At 66.6% G+C, this 25,144-nt stretch carries 21 protein-coding genes; 7 read left to right on the top strand and 14 right to left on the bottom strand.

Features of this window, described 5'->3' with window-relative positions; all coding sequences use genetic code 11:
* Positions 1-44 precede the first annotated feature (44 nt).
* Positions 45-1,301, top strand: a complete 1,257-nt coding sequence (locus tag GK109_RS09090; protein WP_231754831.1) for an MFS transporter — start codon at positions 45-47, stop codon at positions 1,299-1,301.
* 73 nt (positions 1,302-1,374) lie between these two features.
* On the opposite strand, the gene GK109_RS09085 is transcribed toward GK109_RS09090, so the two are convergent.
* From GK109_RS09085 to GK109_RS09075, 3 genes are all read right to left on the bottom strand, one after another.
* The gene (locus GK109_RS09085) at positions 1,375-1,569 is read right to left on the bottom strand and encodes a three-helix bundle dimerization domain-containing protein (protein WP_157239914.1); all 195 of its coding nucleotides are present in this window, start codon (positions 1,567-1,569) and stop codon (positions 1,375-1,377) included.
* Between the two features lie 151 nt (positions 1,570-1,720).
* The gene (locus tag GK109_RS09080; protein WP_157239912.1) at positions 1,721-2,677 is read right to left on the bottom strand and encodes a polysaccharide deacetylase; all 957 of its coding nucleotides are present in this window, start codon (positions 2,675-2,677) and stop codon (positions 1,721-1,723) included.
* Between the two features lie 16 nt (positions 2,678-2,693).
* A complete protein-coding gene (locus GK109_RS09075; RefSeq protein WP_157239910.1) occupies positions 2,694-4,223 on the bottom strand; it encodes a cytosine permease in 1,530 nt (509 codons plus the stop codon).
* A gap of 109 nt (positions 4,224-4,332) precedes the next feature.
* Between GK109_RS09075 and GK109_RS09070 the strand changes: the two genes are divergently transcribed.
* Both GK109_RS09070 and GK109_RS09065 read left to right on the top strand, forming a co-directional pair.
* A complete protein-coding gene (locus GK109_RS09070; protein ID WP_157239909.1) occupies positions 4,333-5,883 on the top strand; it encodes a PucR family transcriptional regulator in 1,551 nt (516 codons plus the stop codon).
* A gap of 148 nt (positions 5,884-6,031) precedes the next feature.
* Positions 6,032-6,979: a DUF559 domain-containing protein gene (locus GK109_RS09065; protein ID WP_157239907.1), complete on the top strand. Its 948-nt coding sequence runs from the start codon at positions 6,032-6,034 to the stop codon at positions 6,977-6,979.
* A 26-nt stretch (positions 6,980-7,005) separates the two neighbouring features.
* On the opposite strand, the gene GK109_RS09060 is transcribed toward GK109_RS09065, so the two are convergent.
* Positions 7,006-8,040 (bottom strand): AAA family ATPase, encoded by a 1,035-nt coding sequence (locus GK109_RS09060; protein ID WP_157239905.1) that lies wholly within the window; start codon positions 8,038-8,040, stop codon positions 7,006-7,008.
* 295 nt (positions 8,041-8,335) lie between these two features.
* On the opposite strand from GK109_RS09060, the gene GK109_RS22355 reads away from it, so the two are divergent.
* Complete coding sequence (locus GK109_RS22355) at positions 8,336-8,659, top strand: helix-turn-helix domain-containing protein (RefSeq protein WP_370460487.1); 324 nt, start codon at positions 8,336-8,338, stop codon at positions 8,657-8,659.
* A gap of 47 nt (positions 8,660-8,706) precedes the next feature.
* Positions 8,707-9,510 (top strand): IS3 family transposase, encoded by an 804-nt coding sequence (locus GK109_RS09055; RefSeq protein WP_370460774.1) that lies wholly within the window; start codon positions 8,707-8,709, stop codon positions 9,508-9,510.
* Positions 9,511-9,644: 134 nt separating this feature from the next.
* Here the strand turns inward: GK109_RS09055 and purU are convergent, their stop codons facing one another.
* The 7 genes from purU to glyA are packed head-to-tail and all read right to left on the bottom strand — an operon-like array spanning position 9,645 to position 18,509.
* Complete coding sequence (gene purU / locus GK109_RS09050) at positions 9,645-10,541, bottom strand: formyltetrahydrofolate deformylase (protein ID WP_157239903.1); 897 nt, start codon at positions 10,539-10,541, stop codon at positions 9,645-9,647.
* A gap of 3 nt (positions 10,542-10,544) precedes the next feature.
* Positions 10,545-11,918 (bottom strand): L-serine ammonia-lyase, encoded by a 1,374-nt coding sequence (locus GK109_RS09045; protein WP_157239901.1) that lies wholly within the window; start codon positions 11,916-11,918, stop codon positions 10,545-10,547.
* On the bottom strand, positions 11,919-12,557 hold the full coding sequence (locus GK109_RS09040) for a sarcosine oxidase subunit gamma (protein WP_157239899.1): 639 nt from the start codon (positions 12,555-12,557) through the stop codon (positions 11,919-11,921).
* Positions 12,550-15,495 carry a sarcosine oxidase subunit alpha family protein gene (locus GK109_RS09035; protein ID WP_370460486.1) on the bottom strand — a complete coding sequence of 982 codons (2,946 nt, stop codon included), beginning with the start codon at positions 15,493-15,495 and terminating at the stop codon, positions 12,550-12,552. The genes GK109_RS09040 and GK109_RS09035 overlap by 8 nt, the downstream gene beginning before the upstream one ends.
* Positions 15,492-15,914 (bottom strand): sarcosine oxidase subunit delta, encoded by a 423-nt coding sequence (locus GK109_RS09030; protein WP_157239897.1) that lies wholly within the window; start codon positions 15,912-15,914, stop codon positions 15,492-15,494. Before GK109_RS09030 ends, GK109_RS09035 begins: the two co-directional genes overlap by 4 nt.
* A gap of 37 nt (positions 15,915-15,951) precedes the next feature.
* Positions 15,952-17,172 (bottom strand): sarcosine oxidase subunit beta family protein, encoded by a 1,221-nt coding sequence (locus GK109_RS09025; RefSeq protein WP_321214995.1) that lies wholly within the window; start codon positions 17,170-17,172, stop codon positions 15,952-15,954.
* Positions 17,169-18,509, bottom strand: a complete 1,341-nt coding sequence (gene glyA, locus GK109_RS09020) for a serine hydroxymethyltransferase (RefSeq protein ID WP_370460485.1) — start codon at positions 18,507-18,509, stop codon at positions 17,169-17,171. Before glyA ends, GK109_RS09025 begins: the two co-directional genes overlap by 4 nt.
* A 156-nt stretch (positions 18,510-18,665) precedes the next feature.
* On the opposite strand from glyA, the gene GK109_RS09015 reads away from it, so the two are divergent.
* Both GK109_RS09015 and GK109_RS09010 read left to right on the top strand, forming a co-directional pair.
* A complete protein-coding gene (locus tag GK109_RS09015) occupies positions 18,666-19,337 on the top strand; it encodes a GntR family transcriptional regulator (protein WP_157239895.1) in 672 nt (223 codons plus the stop codon).
* A 150-nt stretch (positions 19,338-19,487) separates the two neighbouring features.
* On the top strand, positions 19,488-20,771 hold the full coding sequence (locus GK109_RS09010) for a M20 family metallo-hydrolase (RefSeq protein ID WP_157239893.1): 1,284 nt from the start codon (positions 19,488-19,490) through the stop codon (positions 20,769-20,771).
* Between the two features lie 61 nt (positions 20,772-20,832).
* Here GK109_RS09010 and GK109_RS09005 read toward each other — a convergent pair whose 3' ends face one another.
* From GK109_RS09005 to GK109_RS08995, 3 genes are read right to left on the bottom strand one after another with little or no spacing between them, the layout of a single operon-like run.
* Positions 20,833-22,098: an ArgE/DapE family deacylase gene (locus GK109_RS09005; protein ID WP_157239891.1), complete on the bottom strand. Its 1,266-nt coding sequence runs from the start codon at positions 22,096-22,098 to the stop codon at positions 20,833-20,835.
* Between the two features lie 8 nt (positions 22,099-22,106).
* Positions 22,107-23,429: an MFS transporter gene (locus GK109_RS09000; protein ID WP_157239890.1), complete on the bottom strand. Its 1,323-nt coding sequence runs from the start codon at positions 23,427-23,429 to the stop codon at positions 22,107-22,109.
* The gene (locus GK109_RS08995) at positions 23,416-25,110 is read right to left on the bottom strand and encodes an amidohydrolase (protein WP_157239888.1); all 1,695 of its coding nucleotides are present in this window, start codon (positions 25,108-25,110) and stop codon (positions 23,416-23,418) included. The genes GK109_RS09000 and GK109_RS08995 overlap by 14 nt, the downstream gene beginning before the upstream one ends.
* Positions 25,111-25,144 lie beyond the last annotated feature (34 nt).

The following is a 25,144-nucleotide window of genomic DNA, read 5'->3' as shown; positions in this document are numbered from 1 at the left end:
CAGCCTATTGCCGGTTCACCACCGGCACGGAAGGACCGTGCGCCATGGGCATCCGGGACGTGACCACGCTGGGCCTGCGGCAGAACCTGGCCCAGTTCATGCTCCTGGTCGCCGTCAACGCCCTTGTTGGCGGCACCCTCGGCCAGGAGCGCACGGTGCTTCCGCTGCTGGCAGGGCAGGTCTTCCATCTGGACCTCTATACCTCCGCGCTCACCTACATCCTGGCGTTCGGCGTGGCCAAGGCCGGCACCAACTACTTCGCCGGCACCCTCTCGGACCGCTACGGCCGCAAACCGGTCCTGGTCGCCGGCTGGCTTGTCGCGCTGCCGGTGCCGCTGATGCTCATATTCGGAACCTCTTGGGCGTGGATCGTCGCGGCCAACGTGATCCTGGGCGTCAGCCAGGGCCTGACCTGGTCCACCGCCGTCGTGATGAAAATGGACCTCGTCGGACCGTCCCGGCGCGGCTTTGCCATGGGCTTGAACGAAGCGGCGGGCTATCTCGGCGTGGCCGCCACCGCACTGGCCACCGGGTACATCGCCGCCGCTTACGGGCTGAGGCCGGGTCCATTCCTGCTCGGCGCCGCCTACATTGCCCTGGGCCTGGGCCTCTCGGTCTTTGCTGTGAAGGAAACCCGGGACCACGCCCGGCTGGAGGCCGCGAACCACGTTTCCGCCCATGCCGGCGCCCACGGGAGGCTGAGCAACCGGGAAATCTTCACCCTGACCAGCTTCCGGGACAGATCCCTGTCTTCGGTCAGCCAGGCCGGCTTGGTCAACAACCTCAACGACGGCCTCGCCTGGGGACTCTTCCCCGTCCTGTTCGCCGCCGCGGGACTCACGATCGAGAAGATCGGCATCCTTGCCGCCGTCTACCCTGCGGTCTGGGGCGCAGGCCAGCTCGTCACCGGGGCACTGTCGGACAAATACGGCCGCAAATGGCTGATTGTCGGCGGTATGCTCCTGCAGGCTGTCGCCTTGGCGATGATCGCCGTCGGCCGGGACTTCGGGATCTGGCTTGCCGCCGTCGTTCTCCTCGGGGCCGGAACGGCCATGGTGTACCCGACCCTGCTCGCCGCCGTCAGCGACGTCGCACACCCGGAATGGCGTGCTCGCTCAGTGGGAATCTACCGTTTGTGGCGCGACGGCGGCTTCGCCGTCGGAGCCCTCCTTGCCGGCGTCCTCGCCGACACCTACGGGATCCCCGCGGCAGTCGCGGTCGTCGGCGCTGTCACAGGGGCGTCCGGCGTCGTGGTGGCGGTCCGCATGCGGTCAACGGATCATCACCGGCAGACGGCCTAGAAACGGACTCCCGGCCGCGGGGGCGGTTCAACCTGCTCCCGACTCGAGTGGAGTGCCGATGGGGCGAGGTCCGCTAATGCTGGGTCAGCCGGAGCCTCGCAGCCCGTTCCACGAGGACCGGCACGTAATCCCGGATAGGGCCGTCATCGAGGACGCGGTGTTCTTCGGCGACCACGTTTTCGATGACGGAGCGCGGTTCCTCGGGGAAGCGCTCCGCCAGCCGGTCGACAACAGCCATGAGGGCCCGCACTTCGGGTTCGTTTGTCATTCCCAAAGCTTCGGCCTGGCGGGGAGGAGAGTCAACCATCACTTAGTCGTCCCACGTCAGCGCCCTTTAAGTGCCGTCCTGCACAGGAGGAATGGCCGCTGCCCCTGGCGGGCGGCGGCCACTCCTCATAGCGGTCCGGCTCTGTGCGGCTTCAGCCGGCGGCAGCCACCGGCCACGACTCGCGGACGGCCGACGGCGTGAACCTGGCGCCGGTGTCGGGGAAGCCCGGCACCTCGATCCGGGCGTGGGTGTGGACCTCCCGGACTGTCCGGCGGGTGTGCTCGGCGATCTCCTCCATGGTGGCCACCCACATGCCGTCCAGGCCCTTGACCCGTTCGATCAGCCGTTCCAGGGCTGCCGCCTTGGAGGGCCGGCCGGAGATGAAGGGATGGTTGGTGAGGACAAAGCAGCTGCCCTGCGCGTGGTGGGCCTCGGCCTCCAGCGTCCACATCTCCAGGACCTTCGCGGGGCTCTCAATGACGCCGCTGCCTGTCACGCCCGGGTAGAAGGCGTACTGCTCCCAGTCGTCCAGCGCCCAGTCGACGGGAATCTCCACGATATCCCTGCTGTCACCCGGGGCGACGCTGAAGCGGTAGGGGGCGTCGCCGTCGAGCAGGCTTGAATCGTAGAGGAACCCGCGGTCCGCCAGGAGGCCGGCGGAGTGCCAGTTCAGTTCCCACCACGGCGCCCGGTAGCCTGCCGGCTCCACTCCGGCGGCCTTGGCCAGCGCCTCGAGCCCGCGGTCGATGTACCGCGCCTCCGCCTCGGCGCTGATGCCCTTCATGGGCTCGTGCAGGTAGCCATGGTGGGCCACCTCATGTCCCGCGTCCACGATCCGCCGGACGGTATCCGGATAGCACTCGGCCGTGAAGCCGGGGACGAAGAACGTGGCGCGGATGTCCTGCCGCTGGAGGATCTGCAGCAGCCGCGGGACGGCAACCTTGGGTCCGTACGACTGGTGGGTCATCAGGGACATGCGGCTTGTGCTCTTGGGATCGTGGGAGATGGTGCAGGATTCTGCGTCGACATCGAACGTGAAGGATGCTGCGGCACGCTTGCCCTCGGGCCAGGTGATCGGGTGGGCGGAGTCGGGGAATGCTTCAGTCATGGTGGGATCCTGCGTTTCAGAGGGCTGCGGGCGTGCCGGGCTGGGCCGCGGCGCCTGTCAGTTCGGTGGGCAGATGGTGGGCGGCAGTTGTGGACGGAGCCTGCTCAATGAACCTGCGGTGCACCTTCGGGCCCAGGATGGCGTAGCTGGCGGCGCTTGCAAGGCCGCCGGCCAGCCAGGAGAGGTCCCAGCCGCCCAGGGCCACGGCCATGGGGCCCTGCATCGCGGGAACGAGCCCGTACATGAACAGCCAGGTGGCGAAGATGCCTACCAGGAGGGACGTCACTCCCGCCCAGTTGACGCCGGGGAGCCGCCTGGTGCCGACGCCGTCGAACAGTCTTTCGGGGTTGCCGGGCCAGCGCTTGTCGATCCAGAAGTAGTGCACCAGCATCACGCCGCCCCAGGCAGCCACCCAGGCCACCAGGCCGATGAGCCACGCGTCGAGGACTGCGGCGAAGTCCTCCTGGAAGATGAAGAAGACGACGGCGGCGAGTGAGAAGACGCCGACGAACAGGTTGAGCTTGCGGCGGCTGATAGTGATGTCCAGCGCCTGGGTGGCCACCGAGAAGGTGTAGATGTTCAGGATGTTCGTGGCGATGGGGCCGTGCAGCACCATCAGCAGCACCGGCAGGGCGAGGACCCCGAAGTTCTGGACGATCAGCTTTCCGGGATCGATTTCGCCGCTGTTGGTGGCCAGGCTCGCACCCAGGATGCCCAGCCAGACGACGGGAATGAACTGGCCCAGGACTGATGCGAGGTAGACCTTCTTTTTGGGCACTTCGGTGCTCACGAAGCGGGAGTAATCCGCGGCGTAGGTGAACCAGGTGATCCCCCAGCCGATGCCGATGGCGGTCATGACGGCGCTCATGGCGGCGATCCGCTCGGAACCTTCCAGGATGTTGCCTGCGGGGCCGGCGTAGCCCCAGTCGATCTTCATGCCGAACCAGGCCACGGCGGACATGACCGCCAGGATGATGATGGTGGGCGGTACTGTCCACTTTTCGAAGGCGGCAATTGCCTTGTAGCCGAACCAGGCAATGGCTACCTGGGCGGCCATGATGGCTGTGGCCACGCCGATCTTCCAGCCGTAGTTATGGGCTGTGGGATCCACCCAGCCGAGCGTTCCGAAGAGCGCCATGACCAGGTCCAGGATGATCCAGGTGTTCACCGCGCACCAGCCGATGACCAGGAGTGCCTGGATGGCTGCCGGGAGGTAGTTGCCCCGCCGGCCGAACGCCGCGCGGGCCAGGACCATGCCGGTGGCTCCGGTCTTCTGGCCGAGGAGGACGAAGCAACCGAAGAGCAGCATGCCGATCAGGTTGCCCAGCACCAGGACGGTCACGGTGTCCGCGAAACCCAGCCCCAGGTGGATTCCGAGGGCACCCAATACCCAGTTGATCGGTGCGAGGTTGGCACCCGCCCAGATCCAGAACTGGCCTGAAACTTTGCGTGTGCGCTGGGACTCGGGGATTGGCTGGAGCCAGGCTTCGACGTCTTCCGCGTGGACGGACTGCTCGATTCCTGGCGTTGTGGGTTGTTGTTGCATCGAAGCCTCTTCGTTGAGGGGATGGGAGTTCTCCAAGATTATGTGTCGGGCGCCACACGCACCATCTACAATGTGTCTTTAGGTTTCCGATTAAACGCGACGGAGTGTCATGCCGGTCCGCTTGGAGGATGTGTTGAAACATCCCACCCTCACTGCTGCCGAACCGGTGGTCCGGGCTGCGGCCGGCGCTGTTCCCCGCACGCAGCTCCGCTGGGTCCACTCAAGCGAAGTCCTGGACATCGCTTCGCTGCTCGGAGGCGGTGAACTGCTGCTTACGGGCGGCCAAGCCCTAGCCGCGGCCTCCGATGAGCGCCGGACGGGCTACATTCGGGACCTTGCCGGGCGCGGGGTGGCGGCGCTCGCCGTCGAGACGGGAAGCGTCCTGCCTTCCATCCCCTCCTCGATGGTTTCCGCAGCCGAGGAAGCCGGCCTTCCGTTGATCGAGCTGCGCCGCGTGGTCCCTTTCGTGGCGGTCATGGAGGCCATCAACTCCCAGCTCGTCAGCCAGTCGGCCGCCCAGTTGCAGCAGGCCGACCAGGCCAGCCACGCCATGGCGGTGGAGCTCGCCCACGGGAGTAGCCTGGACAGGATTCTGGGCGTCCTTGCTGCTGCAACGGGCGCGGAAGTGGAGTTGATTTCCACAGCCGGGATCACCTTGGCCAGCGCCGAACCTGCAGGGGGCACCGATGCACCTGCGCACGTCGCTTCGGCGGACGAAGCCCGGGACCACCAAAGAACCGTCCACGTCGAGGTTCCGGTGCGTGGGATCCCATCTGCCCGGCTGACCCTGCATGTCCGCGAGGACGCGGATGTGAACCTGGCGAGGATCGCCGGGAACCGGTCCGTGGATATTCTTTCCCTGGCCCTTTTGCAGCGGATGCCTCCCGGGCTGAAGGAGCTGGCGGGCGCGGCCCTGATCCGGGCGATAGATTCCGGCAAGCAGAACTGGCGGCTCCAGGAGCTGGGTCCGGCCGCCGGAATTCCAGTGTCTGCGCGGGTGGTGGCAGTGGTTGTCCGTTCTCCAGCCTCCAAGGAGCTTCGGAGAAGCGTGGAGCACCTTTTGGACCCGGGCGGGCAGTACAGCGCCAGCTACGCGGACAACGCGGAGCTTCTCGCCTTGGCTGTCCTCCGTTCCGCCAATCCTCATGTGGAACGCCAGAAGATCGTGGACGGCCTGCAGTCGCTGGACGTGCCCGAGGGGACTGTCAGTGCCGTCGGCCCCGCCGCGTCGGGGATAGCGGCCGCCCCGTGGTCCCTGTCCGAGGCGAGGCTCACGCTGGAACTTGCTGCCGACGTCGGGCGCGGGAGGTCAGGAGCGATCTCTCCCCGGCGGGTGTTTGACGCCCAGGCGTTCGCCGTGGAGCGCCTGGCGGTCCAGTCAATGGATGAGCCCGTTCGGCGGGATTTCATCGGCCAGCAACTGGGCGCCGTTCTTGAGCACGACGCCCAGCGGCACTCACAGCTGGTGGAGACGCTGCGGGTCTGGCTGGATTCCGGCTGCAACACTGCGCAGGCCGCGCGGGACCTTCATCTTGAACGGCAGTCCATGCACCAGCGAATGCAGCGCATCTTCTCCCTGTGCGGCGGGGATCCCCGCGGCACCGGCCGCCTCGCTGCCCTGCACCTGGCCACCCGCCTCGCCGCCCTCCAGCCCAAGTAGGACGCTCTCCCACTTAATGTCGGTTTTCCGGCGATCCTCTCTCACTTGATGCGGGTTTTCGGGCATCCCTCTTTCACCTCCAGCACCCCGACGGCAGCCCTGTGGATAACTTCTGCAGCGTGCTGCCGTATAGGGGCACAATGCCAGCATGCGAAAGCAAGTTCTGCCCCTGCCGTTGGCAACAGCTCCCTTCACCTTCAGCTCAGCCATGGCTTCCGGCGTCCCGCTAAGCAGGCTTCGCCGCAAGGATGTGGTCAACGTGGGCCGCGGCCTGTACCGTCCTGCGGCCTGGGACTTTGATTTGGAGGGCGCGGCCAGGGTGTTGTCCGCCGCGTCGCCGGGAGCCTGGATCTCCCATGTGACCGCGGCCCGGCTTCGATGTCTGGTATTGCCTCCGTGGCTTGCCGATTCCACGGAGTTGCACCTCAGCAAGCCGCGTTCGCTGCCATCAGTTCGCCGGAAGGGCGTGTTCGGCCATACCGTGCTGGCACGCGAAGATGAGATCGAACTTGTCGACGGCATCCGCCTGAGCACGCGGTCCCGCACCTGGCTCGACTTGGCACGCGTGCTGCCGCTCCATGACCTGGTCAGCATGGGTGACCAGCTGGTCCGCATCCCGCGGGTGGATTTCGAGGGGAGGACGGAGCCCTATGACACCATTGCGGGCCTTCGGATGCTGGTGGGCCGCCACCCTAATCTGCAGGGCATCGTCCGCGCCCGTGAAGCGTTGGATCTGATGCGGGTGGGTGCCGACTCCGCGCCCGAATCGCTGCTTCGCTTGGCCATCGCTGACGCCGGGCTGCCGGAGCCCGGACTCCAGGTGCCGTTGCGCGCCGGAGACACGCGGTCGCCGTCGGCCGATCTCGGCTACCGTCATCGCCGCCTTGCGATCCAGTACGACGGCGGACATCACCTCGGGGAGGCGCAGATCCTCAGTGACAGGAGACGGGATAAGGCCTTCGAATCCGCCGGCTGGACCGTCCTGGTCTTCGATAAGGATGATCTTGCGGACGAATTTCAGCGCGCAGTACAGCGGATCAAACGGGCCCTTCGGAACAGTTGGCTTGACCACCCCCAGGCATCCGGGTTCGCCTGACAGCCGCACTGCCGCCGCAGATGGGATCAGACCAGCCAGCGCCACCAGCGTGGCTGCTCCGGTACCGGCGTCGGTTCCGGTTCCGGCTCCTCGCCCAAGGCCAGTGCGGCCTCGACGATGTCGTCCGCGGTGAGCGTCATGACGGCCTCACGATCGAGCGCGTCGAGACTTTGTTCCTCGTCGCGCGACAGCCGCAGCGCCTGACGGTTGAGCGCCTGCTCGAACAGCGTGCGGGCGAACCGTGCGTTGCCGGAGTCCTCGCCCGCGTGGAGCCCGGTGAAGATGCGGCGCAGCATCTGGTCCGCACCCGGCTCCAGCCTGTACTCGTGCTGGGCCAGCATCCGGTGGAAGATCGTCTGGAGGGCGTCGACGGAGTAATCGGGGAACGTGATTTCGCGGGCGAACCGGGAGCGCAGTCCGGGGTTCGAAAGCAGGAAGGACTCCATCAGCCGCGGGTACCCGGCCACGATCACGACCAGGCGGTGGCGGTGGTCCTCCATCCGCTTCAGCAGGACCTCGATCGCCTCGGGGCCGAAGTCCATCCGGCCGTCCTCCGGGGCCAGGGCGTAGGCCTCGTCGATGAACAGGACGCCGTCCAGCGCACGCCGGATCACCCGGTCCGTCTTGATGGCGGTCGTGCCGACGTACTGCCCCACCAGCCCCGAACGGTCCACCTCGACCAGATGGCCTTTCTGCAGCAGACCGACCGCGCGGTACATCTCGGCCAGGAGCCGTGCCACGGTGGTCTTGCCCGTGCCCGGGTTTCCGAGGAACACAAGATGCTGTGACGTGGCCACCTCCGGCAGGCCGTGCGCCTTACGGCGGGCCTGGACCTGGAGCAGTGCGACGAGCGCCCGCACCTGTTCCTTCACTGTCTCCAGTCCGACCAGCGCGTCGAGCTCGGCCTGCACTTCCGACAAGGCCCGGGCCGGCCCGGGCCTTGCAGTGATGAGATCGCCGACCAGGTCGTCGACGCGCTCAGAACCGGGCAGCTTGATCTGATCGGCCAGGCGGCCGATGGTTTCGCGCAGGTCGTCGAGCGGATTGCGGCTGGCAGCCATGCATCCACTGTAGTCCTCGATCCCCTGCCGGTATGGGGGCTCCAGGAATAGCTACGGCAATGCTCCCCGAATGTGAACTGCTCCCCGGAAGTTGGACTGAGAAATTCAGTTCCGACTTCCGGGGAGCAGTTTTATGCATGCACGTAGTTCATTGTCTGAGGCGCAGCGCGAGGCGGCTGTAGCGTTGTTTGAGAAGGGTGTCGGGTATGGGTCGGCGGCCCGGGTGCTGGATGCGCCTCGTGTGCCGGTCAGGGCACTGTATGGGCGGTGGAGGATTCATGGGCAAGCAGTGCTGGTGGGCAGGGCGGTGAGGTCGTACTCGTTTGAGTTCAAACGTGCCCTGGTCGAGCGCTTCCTCGCGGGCGAGTCCGGCCCGGATCTGGCAGTCGAGGCAGGTCTGGCCTCCCGTGAGCTGCTGCAAAAGTGGGTCCGGGCGTACCGGCTCGAAGGCGAGGACGGGTTGCGGCCGAAGCCCAAAGGCCGGCCGCGGAAACCCGATTCCCCGCCGCCTGCGGATTTGCCCGAGCTTGAGCGGTTGCGGCGGGAGAACGAACGGCTGCGCGCTGAGGTGGCGTACCTGGGAAAACTGCGGGCCTTGAGGGAACAGGGACGACGGTAAAGGTTCAAGCCGTCGTTTCCCTCAAGGCTGACTATCCGCTTGGTGTCCTGCTGGACATCGCCGGGCTGGCCAGGTCCACGTTCTTCTATCACCAGCCCCGGCTGCAGGCGCCGGACCCGACAGAGAAACTCAAAGCCGCGGTCACGGAGATCTTCGAAACGAACCATGGCCGGTACGGGCACCGCCGCATCCACAGCGAGCTGGTCAAACAAGGGTGGACGGTCGCGAAGAAGACTGTGCTGAAGCTGATGCAGGAACTCGGGCTGGTCTGCAAGGTCCGGCGCCGGAAGCGCTACAACTCCTACCAAGGCGAACAGGGCGCGGTCGCGCCCAACGTGCTGAACCGCGAGTTCGACGCTGATGCACCGAACCAGAAGTGGGTAACTGATGTGACGGAATTCAGCGTCGGGGACCGGAAGCTCTACCTCTCACCGGTCATGGACCTCTTCGACCGGCAGATCATTTCCTACTCGCTGGGCTCATCCCCGAACCTTGCGCTCACCAACGATTCCCTGCGTGAGGCCCTGACCTGCCTGCAGCCCGGTCAGCAACCGCTGGTGCACTCGGACCAAGGCTTCCAATACCGGCACGCCTCCTGGCGCACCCTGATCGCGGGCGCCGGCGCGGTCCAATCAATGTCCCGCAAGGGAAATTGCTACGACAACGCGGTCATGGAGAACTTCTTCGGCCACCTCAAGTCAGAATTCTTCCACCGCGTCCGGTTCCTCAACACCGACGCCCTGGCAACCGCCGTCGAGGAATACATCCACTGGTACAACACCAAAAGAATCTCAACAAAGCTCAAGGGCCTGAGCCCGGTCCAATACCGTGCCCAGGCCCTCGCAGCTTAGGATCCTATTTGGCCAGTCCAACTTCCGGGGACCAGTTCAATGTGAGAGAGCGTCCCGTCAAAACCCGCGTTAAGTGAGAGAGGATCGCCCGGAACCCCGCATTAAGTGAGAGAGGATCGGATGGGGAGGGCGGGTCAGCGGAGGACCACCGTGCGGTTGCCCTGCAGGATGACCCGGCCCTCGCAGTGCCAGCGGACCGCGTTGGACAGGGCCTTGCACTCGGTGTCGCGGCCGGCCGCAACCAGGTCCTCGGGCCCGTAGGTGTGGTCCACCTCCACGGTCTGCTGGGAGATGATCGGACCCTCGTCCAGCTCGCTGTTGACGTAGTGCGCCGTGGCGCCGACGGTTTTGACGCCCCGGGCGTAGGCCTGGTGGTAGGGCTTGGCGCCCTTGAAGCTGGGCAGGAACGAGTGGTGGATGTTGATGGCCTTCCCGTCGAGTTTGCGGGTCAGGTTGTCACTGAGCACCTGCATGTACCGGGCAAGCACCACAAGTTCCACATCGAACTCGTCCACCAGCTCCAGCAGTCGCGCCTCTGCCGCAGGCTTGGTGTCGGCGGTGACGGGCACGTGGAAGAACGGGATCCCGTGCCACTCCACCAAAGCCTGGTGGTCCGTATGGTTGGACACCACGGCCACCACGTCCACCGGCAGTTCGCCGATCCGCGCCCGGAACAGGAGGTCGTTGAGGCAGTGCCCGAACTTGGACACCATGATCAGCACGCGCCGCTTGGAGCCGTGCGGCTCCAGCCGCCAGCGCATCCCAAACTTCTCCGCAACGGGACCGAACGCGGTCCGCAGGGTGTCCACGGTGGAGGCATCGCCGTCGGACACGAAATGCACCCGCATAAAGAAGTGCTTCTCGGAACGCTCGCCGAACTGCTGGTTGTCGATGATGTCGCAGCCGTGCTCCAGCAGGAAGCCGGACACAGCGTGGACGATGCCCGGCGACTCCTGGCAGTCCAGCGTCAGGACATGCTCCACCGTGGTCACCGGCGCGGAACGGGAAGTTTCAGTCTCAATGGCAGTCATGGCTCAGCACTCGATCACATTCACGGCGAGTCCTCCTCGGGAGGTTTCCTTGTACTTGGTTTTCATGTCGGCGCCCGTCTCGCGCATCGTCTTGATGGCTTTGTCCAGGGATACCTTGTGGCTGCCGTCGCCGTGCAGGGCAAGGCGGGCGGCGTTGATGGCCTTGACGCTGGCGATGGCGTTGCGCTCGATGCAGGGGATCTGCACCAGCCCGCCCACCGGATCGCACGTCAGGCCCAGATTGTGTTCAATGCCCACCTCGGCGGCGTTCTCCACCTGCGCCGGCGTTCCGCCCAGCACTTCGCAGAGCCCGGCGGCTGCCATGGAGCAGGCGGAACCCACTTCACCCTGGCAGCCCACCTCGGCGCCGGAGATGGAGGCGTTGATCTTGAAGAGGATTCCGACGGCGGCCGCCGCCAGCAGGAAGCGGACCACGCCGTCGTCGTTGGCGCCGGGGACGAACTTCACGTAGTAGTGCAGCACCGCCGGGACGATGCCCGCCGCGCCGTTGGTGGGCGCGGTGACGATCCGGCCGCCGGCTGCGTTCTCCTCGTTCACGGCGAGGGCGAACAGGTTCACCCACTCCATGGCCCGCAGCGGATCGGTCACGCCGGTGTCCGCCGTCAGGGTCTGGAACAACGACGGCGCGCGGCGGCGGACGTTGAGGCCGCCCGGAAGGATTCCTTCCGCGGCGCAGCCGTTGTCCACGCATTCGCGCATGACGGCCCAGAGCTTCAGCAGTTCCTCCCGCAGCTCCGCTTCGGTCCGCCAAACGAGTTCGTTGGCGAGCATGACGTCCGAGATGGACATGCCTTCGCGGCTGCAGATCGCCAGGAGCTCGTCCGCCGTGCTGAAGGGGTAGGGGAGGACCGTGGCGTCAGCGACCACGCGGTCGCCGGCGTCGGCATCCCCGTCCACCACGAAGCCGCCGCCAATCGAGTAGAAGCTCCGTTCGCTGAGGACAGCCCCGGAGTGGTCCAGGGCCCGGAAGGTCATGCCGTTGGGGTGGGCCGGGAGGGACTTCCGCCGGTGGAGGACCACGTCCTCGTCCCAGTTGAAGTCCACCCGGTGGTCGCCGCCCAGCCACAGTTCGGCGTCGAGGGCGGCCGCAGCCACCTGGTCATCGGCCGTCGACGTATCCACGGTTTCGGGGTCCAGGCCCTTGAAGCCCAGGACCACGGCCTTGTCCGAGCCGTGGCCCCGCCCCGTGGCGCCCAGCGAGCCGAACAGTTCGGCCTGCACGCGCCGGGTGGAGCTCAGGAGCCCGTCGCCCTTGAGCCCGTCGGCGAACAGCTTCGCCGCCCGCATCGGGCCGACCGTGTGTGACGACGACGGCCCGATGCCAACGGTGAACAGGTCCAGGACGCTGAGTGCCATTTAGGGGACCTCAGGGGATGCGTACTCGCGCATGGCGTCCAGGAGCCAGCGGCCCAGGAAATCGGCGAACGAGGCGCGGGGGAAAATCCGGTAGCTCTGGTCGCCGGTCTTCCACAGGACCACCGGGATGTTGCCGACCTCCGTGGAGAGCGCCGTTCCGGCCTTCAGCACGCGCGGGTGCAGGTCCAGCGAGCAGCCTTTCTCCAGGACGGCGCGGGCCCGGGGGCCGGTGAGTTCGAACGTGGTGCGGTTGGCGGAGAGGTCCACCACCTGGCCTTCGCCGTCCCCGAGCGCTTCGCGGAGCGCCTGGATCAGGCTGCCGCCGAGGGATTCGTGGGCTTCCCTCGGTGCCACCACCAGGAACTCCTGGGGCCCGAGCCACAGCACGGACGTATCACCCGTGCCGGCCACGCCGCCGCACGCTGCGGGCAGGCCGCCGGTGACGGAGGCGATGCGCTGTCCGGCGTCGCTGTCACGGCTGACCCGGAGGCCCACCATGGTCAGGAAGGACACTTCGCTGATCTCCGCCACGCCCGGGACGGAGCCGGTTTCAAAGTCTGCGCGGAGCTGGGCGGCGGGGCTGACGCGGAGTGAGAGGTTCTTCTCGTAGGAGGTTGCGGGTGCTGCTGTTTCAGCCATCTTTGCGGGTCCCTTCGGGGTCAAAAAGTACGGTTTCGGCGACGACGACGTCCACCAGCTGGTCGCCGGCGGCAGCCACGAGGGTTTCGCCGATGCGGTTGCGGCCGTTCTTGATCAGGGCCAGGCCGAACGACCTGCCCAGCGCCGCGCTGTGGTAGCTGGAGGTGACGAAGCCTTCCATCGGGACCGGTCCGTAGGCCGGATTGGTGGAACGGCCCTTTTCAACGAGCTGGGTCCCTTCGGGCAGCCGCAGCGTCCCGTCCACGGGCAGCACGCTGACCAGGTGCTTGCGGTCCTCGCGCTGGCCGTCGGCCCGGGCGTAGGAGCGCTTGCCGATGAAGTCCTTGGCCTTGGAGACGATCCACTCCATGCCCGCGTCCTGCGGGGTGACGGTGCCGTCCGTGTCCTGGCCGACGATCGGGTAGCCCTTCTCGGCGCGGAGCACGTGCATGGTTTCGGTGCCGTAGGGGGTGATGTTGAACTCGGCCCCGGCGGCGGCCACGGCTTCCCAGGTGTTCAGCCCGTACCAGGACGGCACGTTGATCTCGTAGGCAAGTTCACCGGAGAAGGAGATCCGGCAGATCCGGGCGCGGACGCCGGAGGCCAGGGTGGTTTCGCGGAAGGTCATGAACGGGAAGGCTTCGGCTTCCAGTCCGCCGTTGGCGGCCAGTTCCGGGGCCACCTTCGCCAGGACGGCGCGGGATTTGGGTCCGACGACGGCAATGGTGCTCCACTGTTCGGTCACCGAGGTGCAGTGCACGTCCAGTTCCGGCCACTCGGTCTGCAGCCATTCCTCCAGCCAGTCCAGCACCTTGGCGGCGCCGCCGGTGGTGGTGGTCATGAAGTAGGTCTCCTCGTCCAGGCGCAGGGTCACGCCGTCGTCGAAGATCATGCCGTCCGCCATGCACATCACGCCGTAGCGGGCCGAGCCCGGGGCGAGCTTCTTGAAGGCGTTGGTGTAGATCCGGTTGAGGAACTCGCCGGCGTCCTTGCCCCGGATTTCGATCTTGCCCAGGGTGGTGGCGTCCATGAAGCCCACGGATTCGCGGACGGCAGCGCACTCGCGCAGCACGGCCGTGTCCATGTCCTCCCCGTCCTGCGGGTAGTACCAGGGCCGCTTCCACTGCCCTACATCTTCGAACAGGGCACCCTTGGCCACGTGCCAGGGGTGGATGGAGGTCTTGCGGGCGGGATCGAACAGCCCGCCGCGCTGGCGTCCGGCCAGTGCCGCGAATGCCACCGGGGTGAACGGAGCGCGGTAGGTGGTGGTGCCGATGTCGCCGATGCCGCGGGATGCTTCGCCGGCGGTCCGGAGCGCGGCGGCGATGACGCCGATCGCGTTGACGCCTGAGGTCTTGCCCTGGTCGTTGGCGGTGCTGATGGAGGTGTACCGCTTGATGTGCTCCACGGACCGCATGCCGGCTCCGGTGGAACGCAGCACGTCAGCCACGGACTGGTCGCGCTGGAAGTCGACGTAGTGCTGGTGCCAGTCGTCCGGGGTTCCGGTCTCGCCGGGGACGAGCCACAGCTGGCGGGTGGGGGCGGAGGCCTTGGGCTCGGCGAGTGGGGCGGGTTCGACTGAGGAGCTGAAACCGGCTGCGATGGCTGCGGAAGCGCCGGCGGCGACGCCCTCGGCGAGGCAGTCGCCCAACTCGAAGCTGCCGCGGCCCGAGCCGATGGTCTGCTGGTTGGGGACCACGGTGCTGGGCACGAACGCGGCCAGCTCGTCGTCCCAGCGCAGCTTGCCCTGCCGCTGGGAGTGCAGGTGGACCAGCGGGCTCCAGCCGCCGGAGACGGCCAGGAGGTCGCAGGCGATCTGTTCGACGCCCGAGGTGAGCTCGCCGTCGTCGTTAATGCTGCGGACGGTGACGCCGTCCACGCGGCCGTCCGCTGACTGCGAAGACGTGTTGGCCACGGCGCTGCCGATCAGCACCCGCGTGCCGGCCTCTACCGCGGCAGCGGCCACTGGGGTGAGCTGCGGACGGGCGTCCACCACGGCGGCGACCTTGACGCCGGCGGCGCGGAGGTCCGCGGCCAGGGCGTAGGCGCTGTCATTCGTGGTGCTGATGACCACGCGCCGGCCGGCGGCGACGGCGTAGCGGTTGAGGTAGCTGCGGACGGCCGATGCGAGCATGATGCCCGGGCGGTCGTTGTTCTCGAACACAAGGGGGCGCTCGTGGGCGCCGGGGGCCAGCACAACCTGGTTGGCACGGATGTGCCAAATACGCTGCCGGGAGACGCCCGGGGCGGCGGGGGAGGACAGGTGGTCGGTGCGGTTCTGCACGGCGATGACGTAGTTGGCGTCATACGCGCCGAAGGCCGTGGTGCGGTTCAGGACGGTGGACTCGGCGCCGGAGACGAGCTCGGCTTCGACATCCGCCACCCATTCCAGCGCCGGCTTGCCTTCGATGGTCTCGGCCAGCCCAGGTGCCGTGGACCCGGAGAGGAGTGACCCGCCCAGCTCGGGCTGGTCGTCCAGGAGCATCACGCGGGCGCCGGAGCGGACCGCTTCACGGGCCGCGGCCAGGCCGGCGGGACCGCCGCCCACCACCAGGACGTCGGTGTGGACGTACTTCTTGTCGTACTCGGCGCGGTCCTCGGCCGGGTCGAGCTTGCCAAGGCCGCTGAGCAGTTCCGCCTTCAGGCCGTCCACCAGGGTGACGGTAGTGGCCGGAAGCATGGATTCGGCCACGTCACCGGGGAAACGCGCAGCGATCTTCACCATCGCGTTGGATTCCTCCACACCGGCGGACATGATGCCGCGGGGCCGGTCCTCGTAGAGGGAGTTGCCGGCGCTGATCCGGCCGTTGGCGATCAGGGCCGACGCGAGGGTATCGCCGGGGTGGCCGGTGAATTCCTCGCCGTCCACGGTGAAACGCCATGAGATGGTGCGGTCGATGCGTCCGCCGGCGGCGAGGCGGGCGTTCTGGGAAGTCACTTGGTTGCTCCTTCCGGGGCGGTGGTGCTGGCGGAGGTTGTGCTTGGGGCGATGCTGGTTGCAGCGGTGCTGGGTGCCGCGGTTCCGGTGGTGGTGCTGTCCGGGGCGAGGCTGGCGGTGCCGGTCTCACGGGTCACCTGGCCCGCTGCATCCGGCCGGGGCGTGCCCATGGGGTAGATCGCCTGGATCTCGTAGGTGACGGTGTCGCGGAGCATGTTGAACCACTGGCGGCAGCCGGTGCTGTGCAGCCAGCGCTCGGCGAAGGCGCCCTTGGTGTTGTCCCGGTAGAACAGGTACTCGGCCCATTCGCGGTCGTTGAGTTCGTTCGGGTTTTCCGGGTACGGCACGTGGGCCTGGCCGCCGTAGTGGAACTCGGTCTCGTCACGGGAGCCGCAGTTGGGGCAGGAGATGAGCAGCATGTGCGTCTTCTTTCTAAAGTGCAGTGTTCGCTGGCGGCTAGTGGGCCACGGCGGCGGCGCCGTGTTCGTCGATCAGCGCGCCGGTTTCGAAGCGTTCCAGCGCAAACGGCTTGTTCAGCTTGTGCGGGGAGCCCGTGGCGATGTTGTGCGCGAAGGTAAGCCCGGCCGCGGGGGTGGCCTTGAAGCCGCCGGTGCCCCAGCCGCAGTTCACGAACATGTTTTCCACCGGCGTGTTGCCCACGATGGGGGAGGCGTCCAGCGTGGTGTCCACGATTCCGCCCCAGGTCCTGAGTACGTGGGCCCGGGCGAAGATGGGGAAGAGCTCGACGGCGGCGGCCATCTGGTGCTCGATCACGTGGAAGGAGCCGCGCTGGCCGTAGCCGTTGTAGGAGTCCACGCCGGCGCCCATCACCAGTTCGCCCTTGTGGGCCTGGGATACGTAGACGTGCACGTGGTTGGACATGACCACGGTGGGGTGGACGGGTTCGTGCAGTTCGGAGACCAGCGCCTGCAGCGGGTGGGACTGGATGGGGAGCCGGAAGCCGGCCATTTCGGCCAGGACCGAGCTGTGTCCGGCGGCGGCGAGGCCCACCTTTTCGGTGTTGATGGTGCCGCGGTTGGTCTTGACGCCCACCACGCGGTTGCCGTCCTTGACGAAGCCGGTGACTTCGCAGTTCTGGATGATGTCCACGCCCATCTCGTCGCACTTGCGGGCGAACGCCCAGGCCACGTGGTCGTGCTTGGCGATGCCGGCGCGGGGCTGGTAGGTGGCGCCCATGACGGGGTAGCGGATGTTGTCGCTGATGTTCAGGATGGGGCAGAGTTCCTTGACCTGCTTGGGGTCCAGCCACTCGGCGTCCACGCCGTTGAGCTTGTTGGCGCCCACGCGCCGCATGCTTTCACGGACGTCGCCCAGCGTGTGGGCCAGGTTCATGACGCCGCGCTGGCTGAAGAGGAAGTCGTATTCCAGCTCCTCGGGCAGGACTTCCCAGAGCTTGAGCGCGTGCTCGTAGATGGCGGCGCTCTCGTCCCAGAGGTAGTTGGACCGGATGATGGTGGTGTTCCGGGCCATGTTGCCGCCGGCCAGCCAGCCCTTTTCCAGGACGGCGATGTTGGTCATTCCGTGGTTCTTGGCCAGGAAGTACGCGGTTGCCAGGCCGTGCCCGCCGCCGCCCACAATCACGGCGTCGTAGGAGGACTTGGGCTCCGGGTTGCGCCAGAGGAAATCCGGGTGCTCGGGGAGGAGGTCTGCGCTCACTGGGCTGCTCCAATCAGGTCTGCTTCAAGGGCGGCAACTTCAGTGCCGTTGCTGAGGTGGGGGTAGAGGGGGAACTTCTCCGCCAGGGCGGTGACGCGGGCGCGGAGTTCGACGGCGGTGCTGTCGCCCAGGGTTCCGCTGGCCGCGGATGCGATGAGCGCCGTCGCGATGATGTCGGCTACCTCGGCGAATTCCTTGGCGCCGAAGCCGCGGGTGGCGAGGGCCGGCGTGCCGATGCGCAGTCCCGAGGAGACCATCGGCGGGCGGGGGTCGAAGGGGACGGCGTTGCGGTTGACGGTGATGCCGATGCGGTGCAGGGCGTCCTCGGCCTGCTGTCCGTCCAGCTCGGAGTTGCGGAGGTCCACCAGGACCAGGTGCACGTCGGTTCCGCCGTTGACCACGGAGATTCCGGCCGCGGCAACGTCGTCGCGGAGGAGCCGTTCGGCCAGGAGCTTGGAGCCCTCCAGGACGCGTTCCTGGCGTTCCTTGAATTCGGGGCTCCCGGCGAGCTTGAAGGCCACGGCCTTGGCGGCGATGACGTGCTCCAGCGGGCCGCCCTGCTGGCCGGGGAAGACGGCGCTGTTGATCTTCTTGGCGTGCTGCTCCTTGGCGAGGATGACGCCGCCGCGCGGTCCGCCCAGGGTCTTGTGGGTGGTGGTGGTGACGACGTCGGCGTACGGCACCGGGTTCGGGTGCAGGCCGGCGGCCACCAGCCCGGCGAAGTGGGCCATATCCACCATGAGGTAGGCACCCACCAGGTCCGCAATGCGGCGGAACTCGGCGAAGTCCAGCTGGCGGGAGTAGGCGGACCAGCCGGCCACGATCAGCCTGGGCCGGTGCTCGAGGGCCAGCGCTTCGACTTCGGCCATATCGATGCGGAGGTCTGACTCACTCACGTGGTACGGGACCACGTTGTAGAGCTTGCCGGAGAAGTTGATCTTCATGCCGTGCGTCAGGTGGCCGCCGTGGGCCAGGCTCAGGCCCATGATGGTGTCACCCGGGTTCAGCAGTGCGAACATGGCGGCGGCGTTGGCCTGCGCGCCGGAGTGGGGCTGGACGTTGGCGAACTCGGCGCCGAAAAGGGCCTTGACCCGGTCGATGGCCAGCTGCTCCACCACATCAACGTGCTCGCAGCCGCCGTAGTAACGCTTGCCGGGGTAGCCCTCCGCGTACTTGTTGGTCAGGACTGAGCCCTGGGCCTCCATGACGGCGGACGGGGCAAAGTTTTCGGAGGCGATCATTTCCAGCGTTGACTGCTGGCGGACCAGCTCACTGGCAATGGCCTCCTGGACCTCGGGATCGACGACGGAAAGTCGCTCGTTCAACTGCTCAACCACGGATGCTCCTTTGAAATACCACTTGCTAACTAACTGATATATCAGTGTGATCTCAATGGTATGATTGGGATCACAGCTGAGTCAATAGCTGGACGAAAGTGGCACGAAGCTCCCGGTCGGTAGCCTCGTAACTGCAGCAAAGAACGGAGTGGCGCCTTGAATGCACTTCTTGCCCTGCCTCAGACGGAGGAGGAAGCACCGTCCCAGGCGGAGGCCGCGTACCGGCAGCTGCGGGACAAGCTGATCATGCTGGAAATCCGGCCGGGCGAGCCCATCAACGAGGGCCAGTTGGCGGCTGAGCTCGGGTTCGGCCGCACTCCCGTCCGGGAGGCCATCAAGCGGCTGGAAGTGGACCACTTGGTCATTTCCTACGCGCGCCGCGGAACCTTTGCCACGAACGTGGACTTCACGGAACTGGCGGATGTCTCGGAAATCCGGGAACTCCTGGAGCCGCTGGCCGCGCGCCGCGCGGCCAATAGGGCCAGCGACAGCATGCGCCGTGAACTGCTGCAGGTGGCCGACGCCATTGCCGGGCTGGCGCCGGGCCAGGGCGAGTCGCGCGAACTCATGCGCTACGACCTGATGGTCCACCGGCTGATCTACAAGGCGGCCGCCAACCCGCACCTGGAAAGCACCCTGATCCGCTACGACAACCTGGCCACGCGCATCTGGTGCGTGGTGCTGGACAAAGTGCCCTCCGTGACCGGCCACATCACCGAGCATGTGGACCTGCTCAAGGCGGTGGCCGCCGGCGACGCCGACAAGGCAGGCGAGCTGGCCCTGCACCACGTCACCAGCTTCGAGGAAACCATCCGCAAGGTGCTGTAGCACAAACCGCGCTGTCGCCATCATTGCCTTGGCTGATGTGCAGATTCACAATGCCGCGGGCCGAATTGGTTGTCCGGTCCCAGTGCCTGCAGCATGCCGTCCTGAGACGATTGTGTACATCATCAATCCAAGCGTTAAGGACAAGCAGTCATGAGCAACGGTGCCGTGCCCGAACCCGATCCCACGAAGTTCACAGGAGCTGACGCCGTGTTCCTCCAGGACTTCGCCACACTCAGCGCTTTTGGTGCCACTCCCGGCGGGGGTGTGGAGCGGCAGGCGGGTTCACCGGCAGACGGGGAACAGCGTGCCTGGCTGTCCGCCATCCTTCGGGACAAGGGGTTCAACGTATCCTTCGACCGGATCGGAAACCAGTTCGGCCTGCTGGAGGTGAACCCCGGTGCGCCATACGTGCTGGTCGGCTCCCACCTTGATTCGCAGCCGACGGCGGGACGGTATGACGGTGCCTACGGCGTGCTCGCCGCCGCCCATGCAGCATTCAGCCTCGCTACCGAATGGCGTGCCGCAGGAACAACTCCCCGGTACAACCTGGCCGTCGTGAACTGGTTCAATGAGGAAGGCGCCCGCTTCAAACCGTCCATGATGGGCAGTTCCGTCTACACGGGAAAGATGACACCCGAGGAAGCCCTGGCGACGGCGGACCATGGCGGCACAACCGTTCGCCAGGCCTTGGAAGCAACCGCATCGCTGGGCGAGGGCACAGGGCCGACGGCAGCCTACGCCGCCGAAATCCATATCCAGCAGGGCCGCAGCATGGAACGCGACGGCGTCACTATCGGCGTCGTCGACTCCAACTGGGCGGCCAACAAGTACCAGTTTGAGGTCCGCGGCGAGCAGGCGCACACCGGTTCAACGGTCATCGCTGACCGGCGCGACGCCCTCCTGGGTGCATCGATGCTCGTGGTCGCCGCGAGGGAAATCGCAGACCACTTTCCAGGCGGGGCAGTGCATACCTCGGTGGGCCAGCTTGACGTCTATCCCAACTCGCCCGTCGTCGTGCCCTCGCTGGTTTCCTTGCTCCTTGACCTGAGGTCAGCCGACGAGGAACTCCTCGCCGAAGCCGACCGGATGCTCCACGACCGCATCGGCCGGATCGAGCGGGCTGCCCGGGTGGAGATCAGCAAGACCGGATCCCACTGCTGGCCGGTTACTCCTTACCAGCCGGAAGGAGTGGCGCTGGCCGAAAAGACCGCGGCAAACCGCGGGTTGGCCTATGCGCGGGTCAAGACGCTGGCCGGACACGACTCCACCAACCTGAAGGACGTCGTTCCCACCGTGATGCTCTTCGTGCCGTCAGCTGAGGGCATCTCCCACAACGAGCATGAGTACACCAGGGACCAGGACATCATCAGCGGCCTGCACGTGCTCACCGACGTTGTCCGCAGCCTCTGCCTCGGGGAACTCGACCCCCGGTAGGCACCGCAACGCGCAGAAGGCGCCCGGCCATTGGCCGGGCGCCTTCTGCGTGCCGTAAGGATCATGCTGCCTCGGTGACACCGCACCAGTCGGCGATGAACAAGGCGATGGTCTTGGTCACCTGGCGGACCGACTCGATGTTCACACGCTCGTCGAACCCGTGAATCGCCTCTGACACGGGCCCGTACACCAGCGCCGGGATCCCCGCGTAAAGGGCGAAGACCCGGCCGTCCAGGTAACCGGGCGTCGTGAAGCTCTGCAACGCCGAACCGAAGACAGCCTCGTGCGCCGTGGCAAGCGCCGCTTCCGCTTCCGATCCCTCCTCCAGGACGTAGCCCTCAGAGAAGAAGCCCGTCCGTTCGGCCGACACCGACGCACCCGCCCCGGCCGTCTGCAGGCACTCCAGGATCTCATTCCACGCATCCACGGCCGGGACCCCCGGATACAGGGCCGCCCGGACATCGAACTCACACCAGGCCGGCACGCTTGAAGGCCAGTCGCCGCCGGAAATCATGCCGATGTTGACGTTGATCGGATGGTCTGTGTCCTCGAAGTGCGGGTGGCTGCCCTTATCTGCGTTCCACTTGGCTTCGAGCTCCCGCAACGCACCCATGACGGTGTAGGCGGCGTCGATTGCGTTGAAGCCCGACGCCATCTCCCGTACATGGGTGGGCCTGCCGGAAACACGGACCCGGAACCAGATCACCCCCACATTTGCCCGGACCAGCATGTTCTCTTCCGGCTCGGGGATGATGACAGCATCCGCGGTGTAGCCGCGCTGCAGCGCAGCCAGCGATCCGTTGCCCGTGCACTCCTCCTCCACCACTGACTGGAAGTGGATGGTCGAGGCCGGCGCGAAGCCGGCGGCCCGGATGGCGTCGAAGGCGAACAGGTTGGCAGCGAGCCCGGCCTTCATGTCACCGGCCCCGCGGCCATACATCCAGCCGTCCTTCACCACGGCATTCCAGGGGTTGCGTTCCCACACTTCCTCAGGCCCGGTGGGAACCACATCGACATGCCCGTTCAGGATGAGCGAACGGCCCTTTTCCTCCGGGGGAGTGTAGGTGCCCACGACGTTGGTGAGGTCCTCGAAGGCGACCGTGCTGGGACCATAACCCACGTGCGAAGCGAGGGCTTCGCCGTCGAGCGTCCAGCGGTCCACGGCAAGTCCGCGGGCCTCAAACTCAGCGAACATCAGGTCCTGCGCCCCGGCCTCGGCTGTCCTCAGGGAGGGATGCCGGATCAGCTCCGCGGTGAAATCGAGCTGGCGGTCAAAGGCTGCATCCACGGCCTCGGTAATACGGCGGGCTGTTTCCGGGTTCAGCATGGGGCTCCTTACCGTACGATCGCTTTGTCCTTGACGCGGAGGCGCTCTCCGAAGAATCCGCCGGCTGCGGTAATGAGCGACACGACGATCAGCAGCAGGGAGGCGGTCCATGAGGCTCCACCGGATACACCGAGCAGGGCGACGGCGATCAGCGGCAGGAACCCGCTCAGGGCGCCGGCCAAGTTGTAGCCCAGGGCGACGCCGCTGTAGCGGAGCTGCGGCGGGAACAGTTCGGTCAGCAGGGCGCCGGTGACCGAGTAGGCCACGGAAAGCAGCCCGATGCCGAGGGTGACGGCGAGGACGACGGCAAACGGATTGCGGGAGTCGATCATCCAGAAGAGCGGGAACGCTGCGGCGGCGGTCACGAGGCCGCCGATGAAGGTCATCCGTCCCGGGCCGACCTTTTCACTGATACGGCCGATGACCAGGATGACGCCGATCTGCACGACGGCGGCGACGAGGGTGGCGTTGACCATGAGTCCACGGTCCAGGCCGAGGGTGGCGGTGCCGTAGCTGATGACGAAGGTAGTCATGATGTAGAAACCGCCGACGCCGAGGAAAGCGGCAGCGATGGCAACGATCAGCCGGCCCCACGCCTGACGGAAGACGTCGACTGCCGGAATCTTGGCGCGTTCCTCCAGCTTGACCAGTTCACGGAAGATCGGTGATTCCTCAACCTTCAGCCGGATGTACAGCGCGATCAGCAGCAGCGGGAAGGCCGCCAGGAACGGCAGGCGCCAGCCCCAGGAATCGAAGACCGCGGAGGGCATGAGCAGTACCAGGGCGAACGCGCCGGAGGACATCAGCGTCCCCACGGGTGAACCGACCTGCACCAGGGCGGCATACCGTCCACGCTTCTCAATGGGGGCGTGTTCGACGGCGATGGTCATGGCACCGCCCCACTCACCGCCCACTGCGAGGCCCTGCACCAGGCGCAGGATGGCCAGCATGACGGGGGCTGCCAGGCCGATGGTGCCGAAATCAGGCAGCACGCCGATAAGGCCCGTGGCCACGCCAATCGCGACGATGGTGATCAGCAGGGCCGGACGCCTCCCTACACGGTCACCGATGTAGCCGAAGAGAACGGCGCCGAGCGGACGGGCAGCGAAACCGACACCGAATGTGGCGAAGGCCGCCAACGTTGCAGCCGTCGGATCCAGCGATGTGAAAAACAGCCGGTTGAAAACGATGGCTGCAGCGGTTCCGAAGAGGAAGTAGTCGTACCATTCGAGGGCGGTGCCGACGAAGGCCGCGCGGGCGATTTTGCCGGCGTCGGCTCCGCTGACAACTGGTACGGCTGCTTCTTCCTGGGTGGCGTCATGGGGTTGCATGCTCGGTGCCTCTCAATGTGGGAATGGGGTGGGACGATGCGGTGCTCTGGAGTTTCTCGATGTAGCCGTGCCCGAAAACGCAGGCGCCGTCGAGCAGGGTCGCCAGCACGCTGATCTGGCCGATCTCGTGGGGCGGCACGTCTGCGGGGTGTGCGGAGAGGAACACGAGATCGGCGAACTTTCCCGGTTCCAGCGTTCCCCGGCGGTCTTCCTCGCCTGCCATCCACGCGGTGTCGACCGTGTAGGCGCGCAGGGCGGTCTCGGCGTCGACCCGTTCCTGTGGGCTCAGCGTGGCGCCGCCGGAACTGGCGCGCGTCACCATGGATTGCATGCCCAGCAGCGGCGCCCCGGCCGCTACCGGGCGGTCCGAGCTGCCGGGAACGCGTACCCCGGAGTCCAGGAAGGACTTGTGGCGGTACAGCCACGGCGTCCGCTCCTCGCCGACTGCGTCCACCATGGTATCGCCCACCTCATACAGGAAGTGCGGCTGCGGAACGGGTGTGACGCCCAGCGCCGCGAACCGGGGAAGCTGGTCCGGACGGACCATGCCGGCGTGCTCGATGCGGTGCCGCGCGTCGGGCCGCGCCAACTTCCGGTGCGCTGCCTCAAAAGCGTCCAGCGCGACGTCGACTGCCGAATCCCCGATCGCGTGCGCTGCGACGTTCCAGCCGGAGCAGTGTGCGTCGATAATGCGCCGGGCCAGTTCCCCGGGCGATAGCTGGAAGCTGCCGTTGCCGTGATCATGATCGCAAAACGGCTCGGTTACTGCTGCAGTGCGGCCGATCAGGGAACCGTCGATGAATATTTTCATGGCGCCCAGCCGGAGGTGGTCGTCGCCAAAGCCCGACGTGATGCCGAGGTCCAAGCCGAAGCTGATCCCGTCCGCGGCATTGGACTGGAGCGGGTGCAGGGCATCGCTGACGGCCATCATCTGGACCCGGGTTTTCAGCAGGCCCCGGCGTCGTGCTTCAACGTAGGCAGCGAGTTCGACCGGGCTTCGGCCGATCCAGCCCGACCCGATGCCGGCCTCCACAACGTGCGTCAGGCCCTCGGAAGCGTAAACCCCGCTTGCTGCGCCAATCGCGTCCGCGAGGTCCGTGACCGGGTACGGCACAACCAGTGCAGTGACCAGTTTCTGAGCCTGTTCCTCAAGCAATCCGGTAGGCCCCCCGGAATCCTCCACCACCGTGCCGCCCTCGGGAACAATCGCCGAGCCGTCCAGAACGCCCGTGCGACCAAGCACCTCAGAGTTTACGGCGCACATGTGCCCTGACCGATGCTTGAGCCAGACCGCACGGCCGGGAGCGGACCGGTCCAGGCCGCTCCGGTGCGGATGACCCCCCAGGACCGTGTCGTCATAACCCGATCCCACCACCCACGCGCCTTCAGGGAGGCCGCGCGCAAACCGGGAGACTGCATCGTACAGTTCCTCCAGGGTCCGGCAGCCGGACAGATCGAGTTCGGCGAGGGATTGCCCAAACCAAGCCATATGGTTGTGCGAATCACCAAAGCCGGGGACGACGACGGCTCCGCCGCAGTCGAGCGTCCGCCGAGCCGGGAGGTCCAGGACGTCGTCGTCAAACCCGATGATCCGCCCGTGGAGCACTCCCATGGCGTGTGCTGTTGAAGGGGCATCAGCCATCGTGAAGATGCGGGCTTTGACAAGTTTCAAATCGAGCATGGGCCTCGGCGGCTGTCCTTTCCGGATACGAGCG

Origin of the sequence: Pseudarthrobacter sp. GA104, assembly GCF_009741265.1 — a bacterium.
In the GTDB taxonomy this organism is placed as follows: Bacteria; Actinomycetota; Actinomycetes; order Actinomycetales; family Micrococcaceae; genus Arthrobacter.
The sequence above is the reverse complement of the archived record's forward strand: the minus strand, read 5'-3'. Positions and strand labels throughout refer to the sequence as shown.

What these genes read in the sequence shown, in the direction of transcription:
- GK109_RS09000 (WP_157239890.1), bottom strand. Translation starts at nt 23,429, where the DNA reads ATGCAACCCCATGACGCCACCCAGGAAGAAGCAGCCGTACCAGTTGTC.
- GK109_RS09075 (WP_157239910.1), bottom strand. Translation starts at nt 4,223, where the DNA reads ATGCAACAACAACCCACAACGCCAGGAATCGAGCAGTCCGTCCACGCG.
- GK109_RS09030 (WP_157239897.1), bottom strand. Translation starts at nt 15,914, where the DNA reads ATGCTGCTCATCTCCTGCCCCAACTGCGGCTCCCGTGACGAGACCGAG.
- GK109_RS09085 (WP_157239914.1), bottom strand. Translation starts at nt 1,569, where the DNA reads ATGACAAACGAACCCGAAGTGCGGGCCCTCATGGCTGTTGTCGACCGG.
- GK109_RS09060 (WP_157239905.1), bottom strand. Translation starts at nt 8,040, where the DNA reads ATGGCTGCCAGCCGCAATCCGCTCGACGACCTGCGCGAAACCATCGGC.
- GK109_RS09065 (WP_157239907.1), top strand. Translation starts at nt 6,032, where the DNA reads ATGCGAAAGCAAGTTCTGCCCCTGCCGTTGGCAACAGCTCCCTTCACC.
- GK109_RS09005 (WP_157239891.1), bottom strand. Translation starts at nt 22,098, where the DNA reads ATGCTGAACCCGGAAACAGCCCGCCGTATTACCGAGGCCGTGGATGCA.
- GK109_RS08995 (WP_157239888.1), bottom strand. Translation starts at nt 25,110, where the DNA reads ATGCTCGATTTGAAACTTGTCAAAGCCCGCATCTTCACGATGGCTGAT.
- GK109_RS09090 (WP_231754831.1), top strand. Translation starts at nt 45, where the DNA reads ATGGGCATCCGGGACGTGACCACGCTGGGCCTGCGGCAGAACCTGGCC.
- purU (WP_157239903.1), bottom strand. Translation starts at nt 10,541, where the DNA reads ATGACTGCCATTGAGACTGAAACTTCCCGTTCCGCGCCGGTGACCACG.
- GK109_RS09080 (WP_157239912.1), bottom strand. Translation starts at nt 2,677, where the DNA reads ATGACTGAAGCATTCCCCGACTCCGCCCACCCGATCACCTGGCCCGAG.
- GK109_RS09070 (WP_157239909.1), top strand. Translation starts at nt 4,333, where the DNA reads ATGCCGGTCCGCTTGGAGGATGTGTTGAAACATCCCACCCTCACTGCT.
- GK109_RS09045 (WP_157239901.1), bottom strand. Translation starts at nt 11,918, where the DNA reads ATGGCACTCAGCGTCCTGGACCTGTTCACCGTTGGCATCGGGCCGTCG.
- GK109_RS09040 (WP_157239899.1), bottom strand. Translation starts at nt 12,557, where the DNA reads ATGGCTGAAACAGCAGCACCCGCAACCTCCTACGAGAAGAACCTCTCA.
- GK109_RS09010 (WP_157239893.1), top strand. Translation starts at nt 19,488, where the DNA reads ATGAGCAACGGTGCCGTGCCCGAACCCGATCCCACGAAGTTCACAGGA.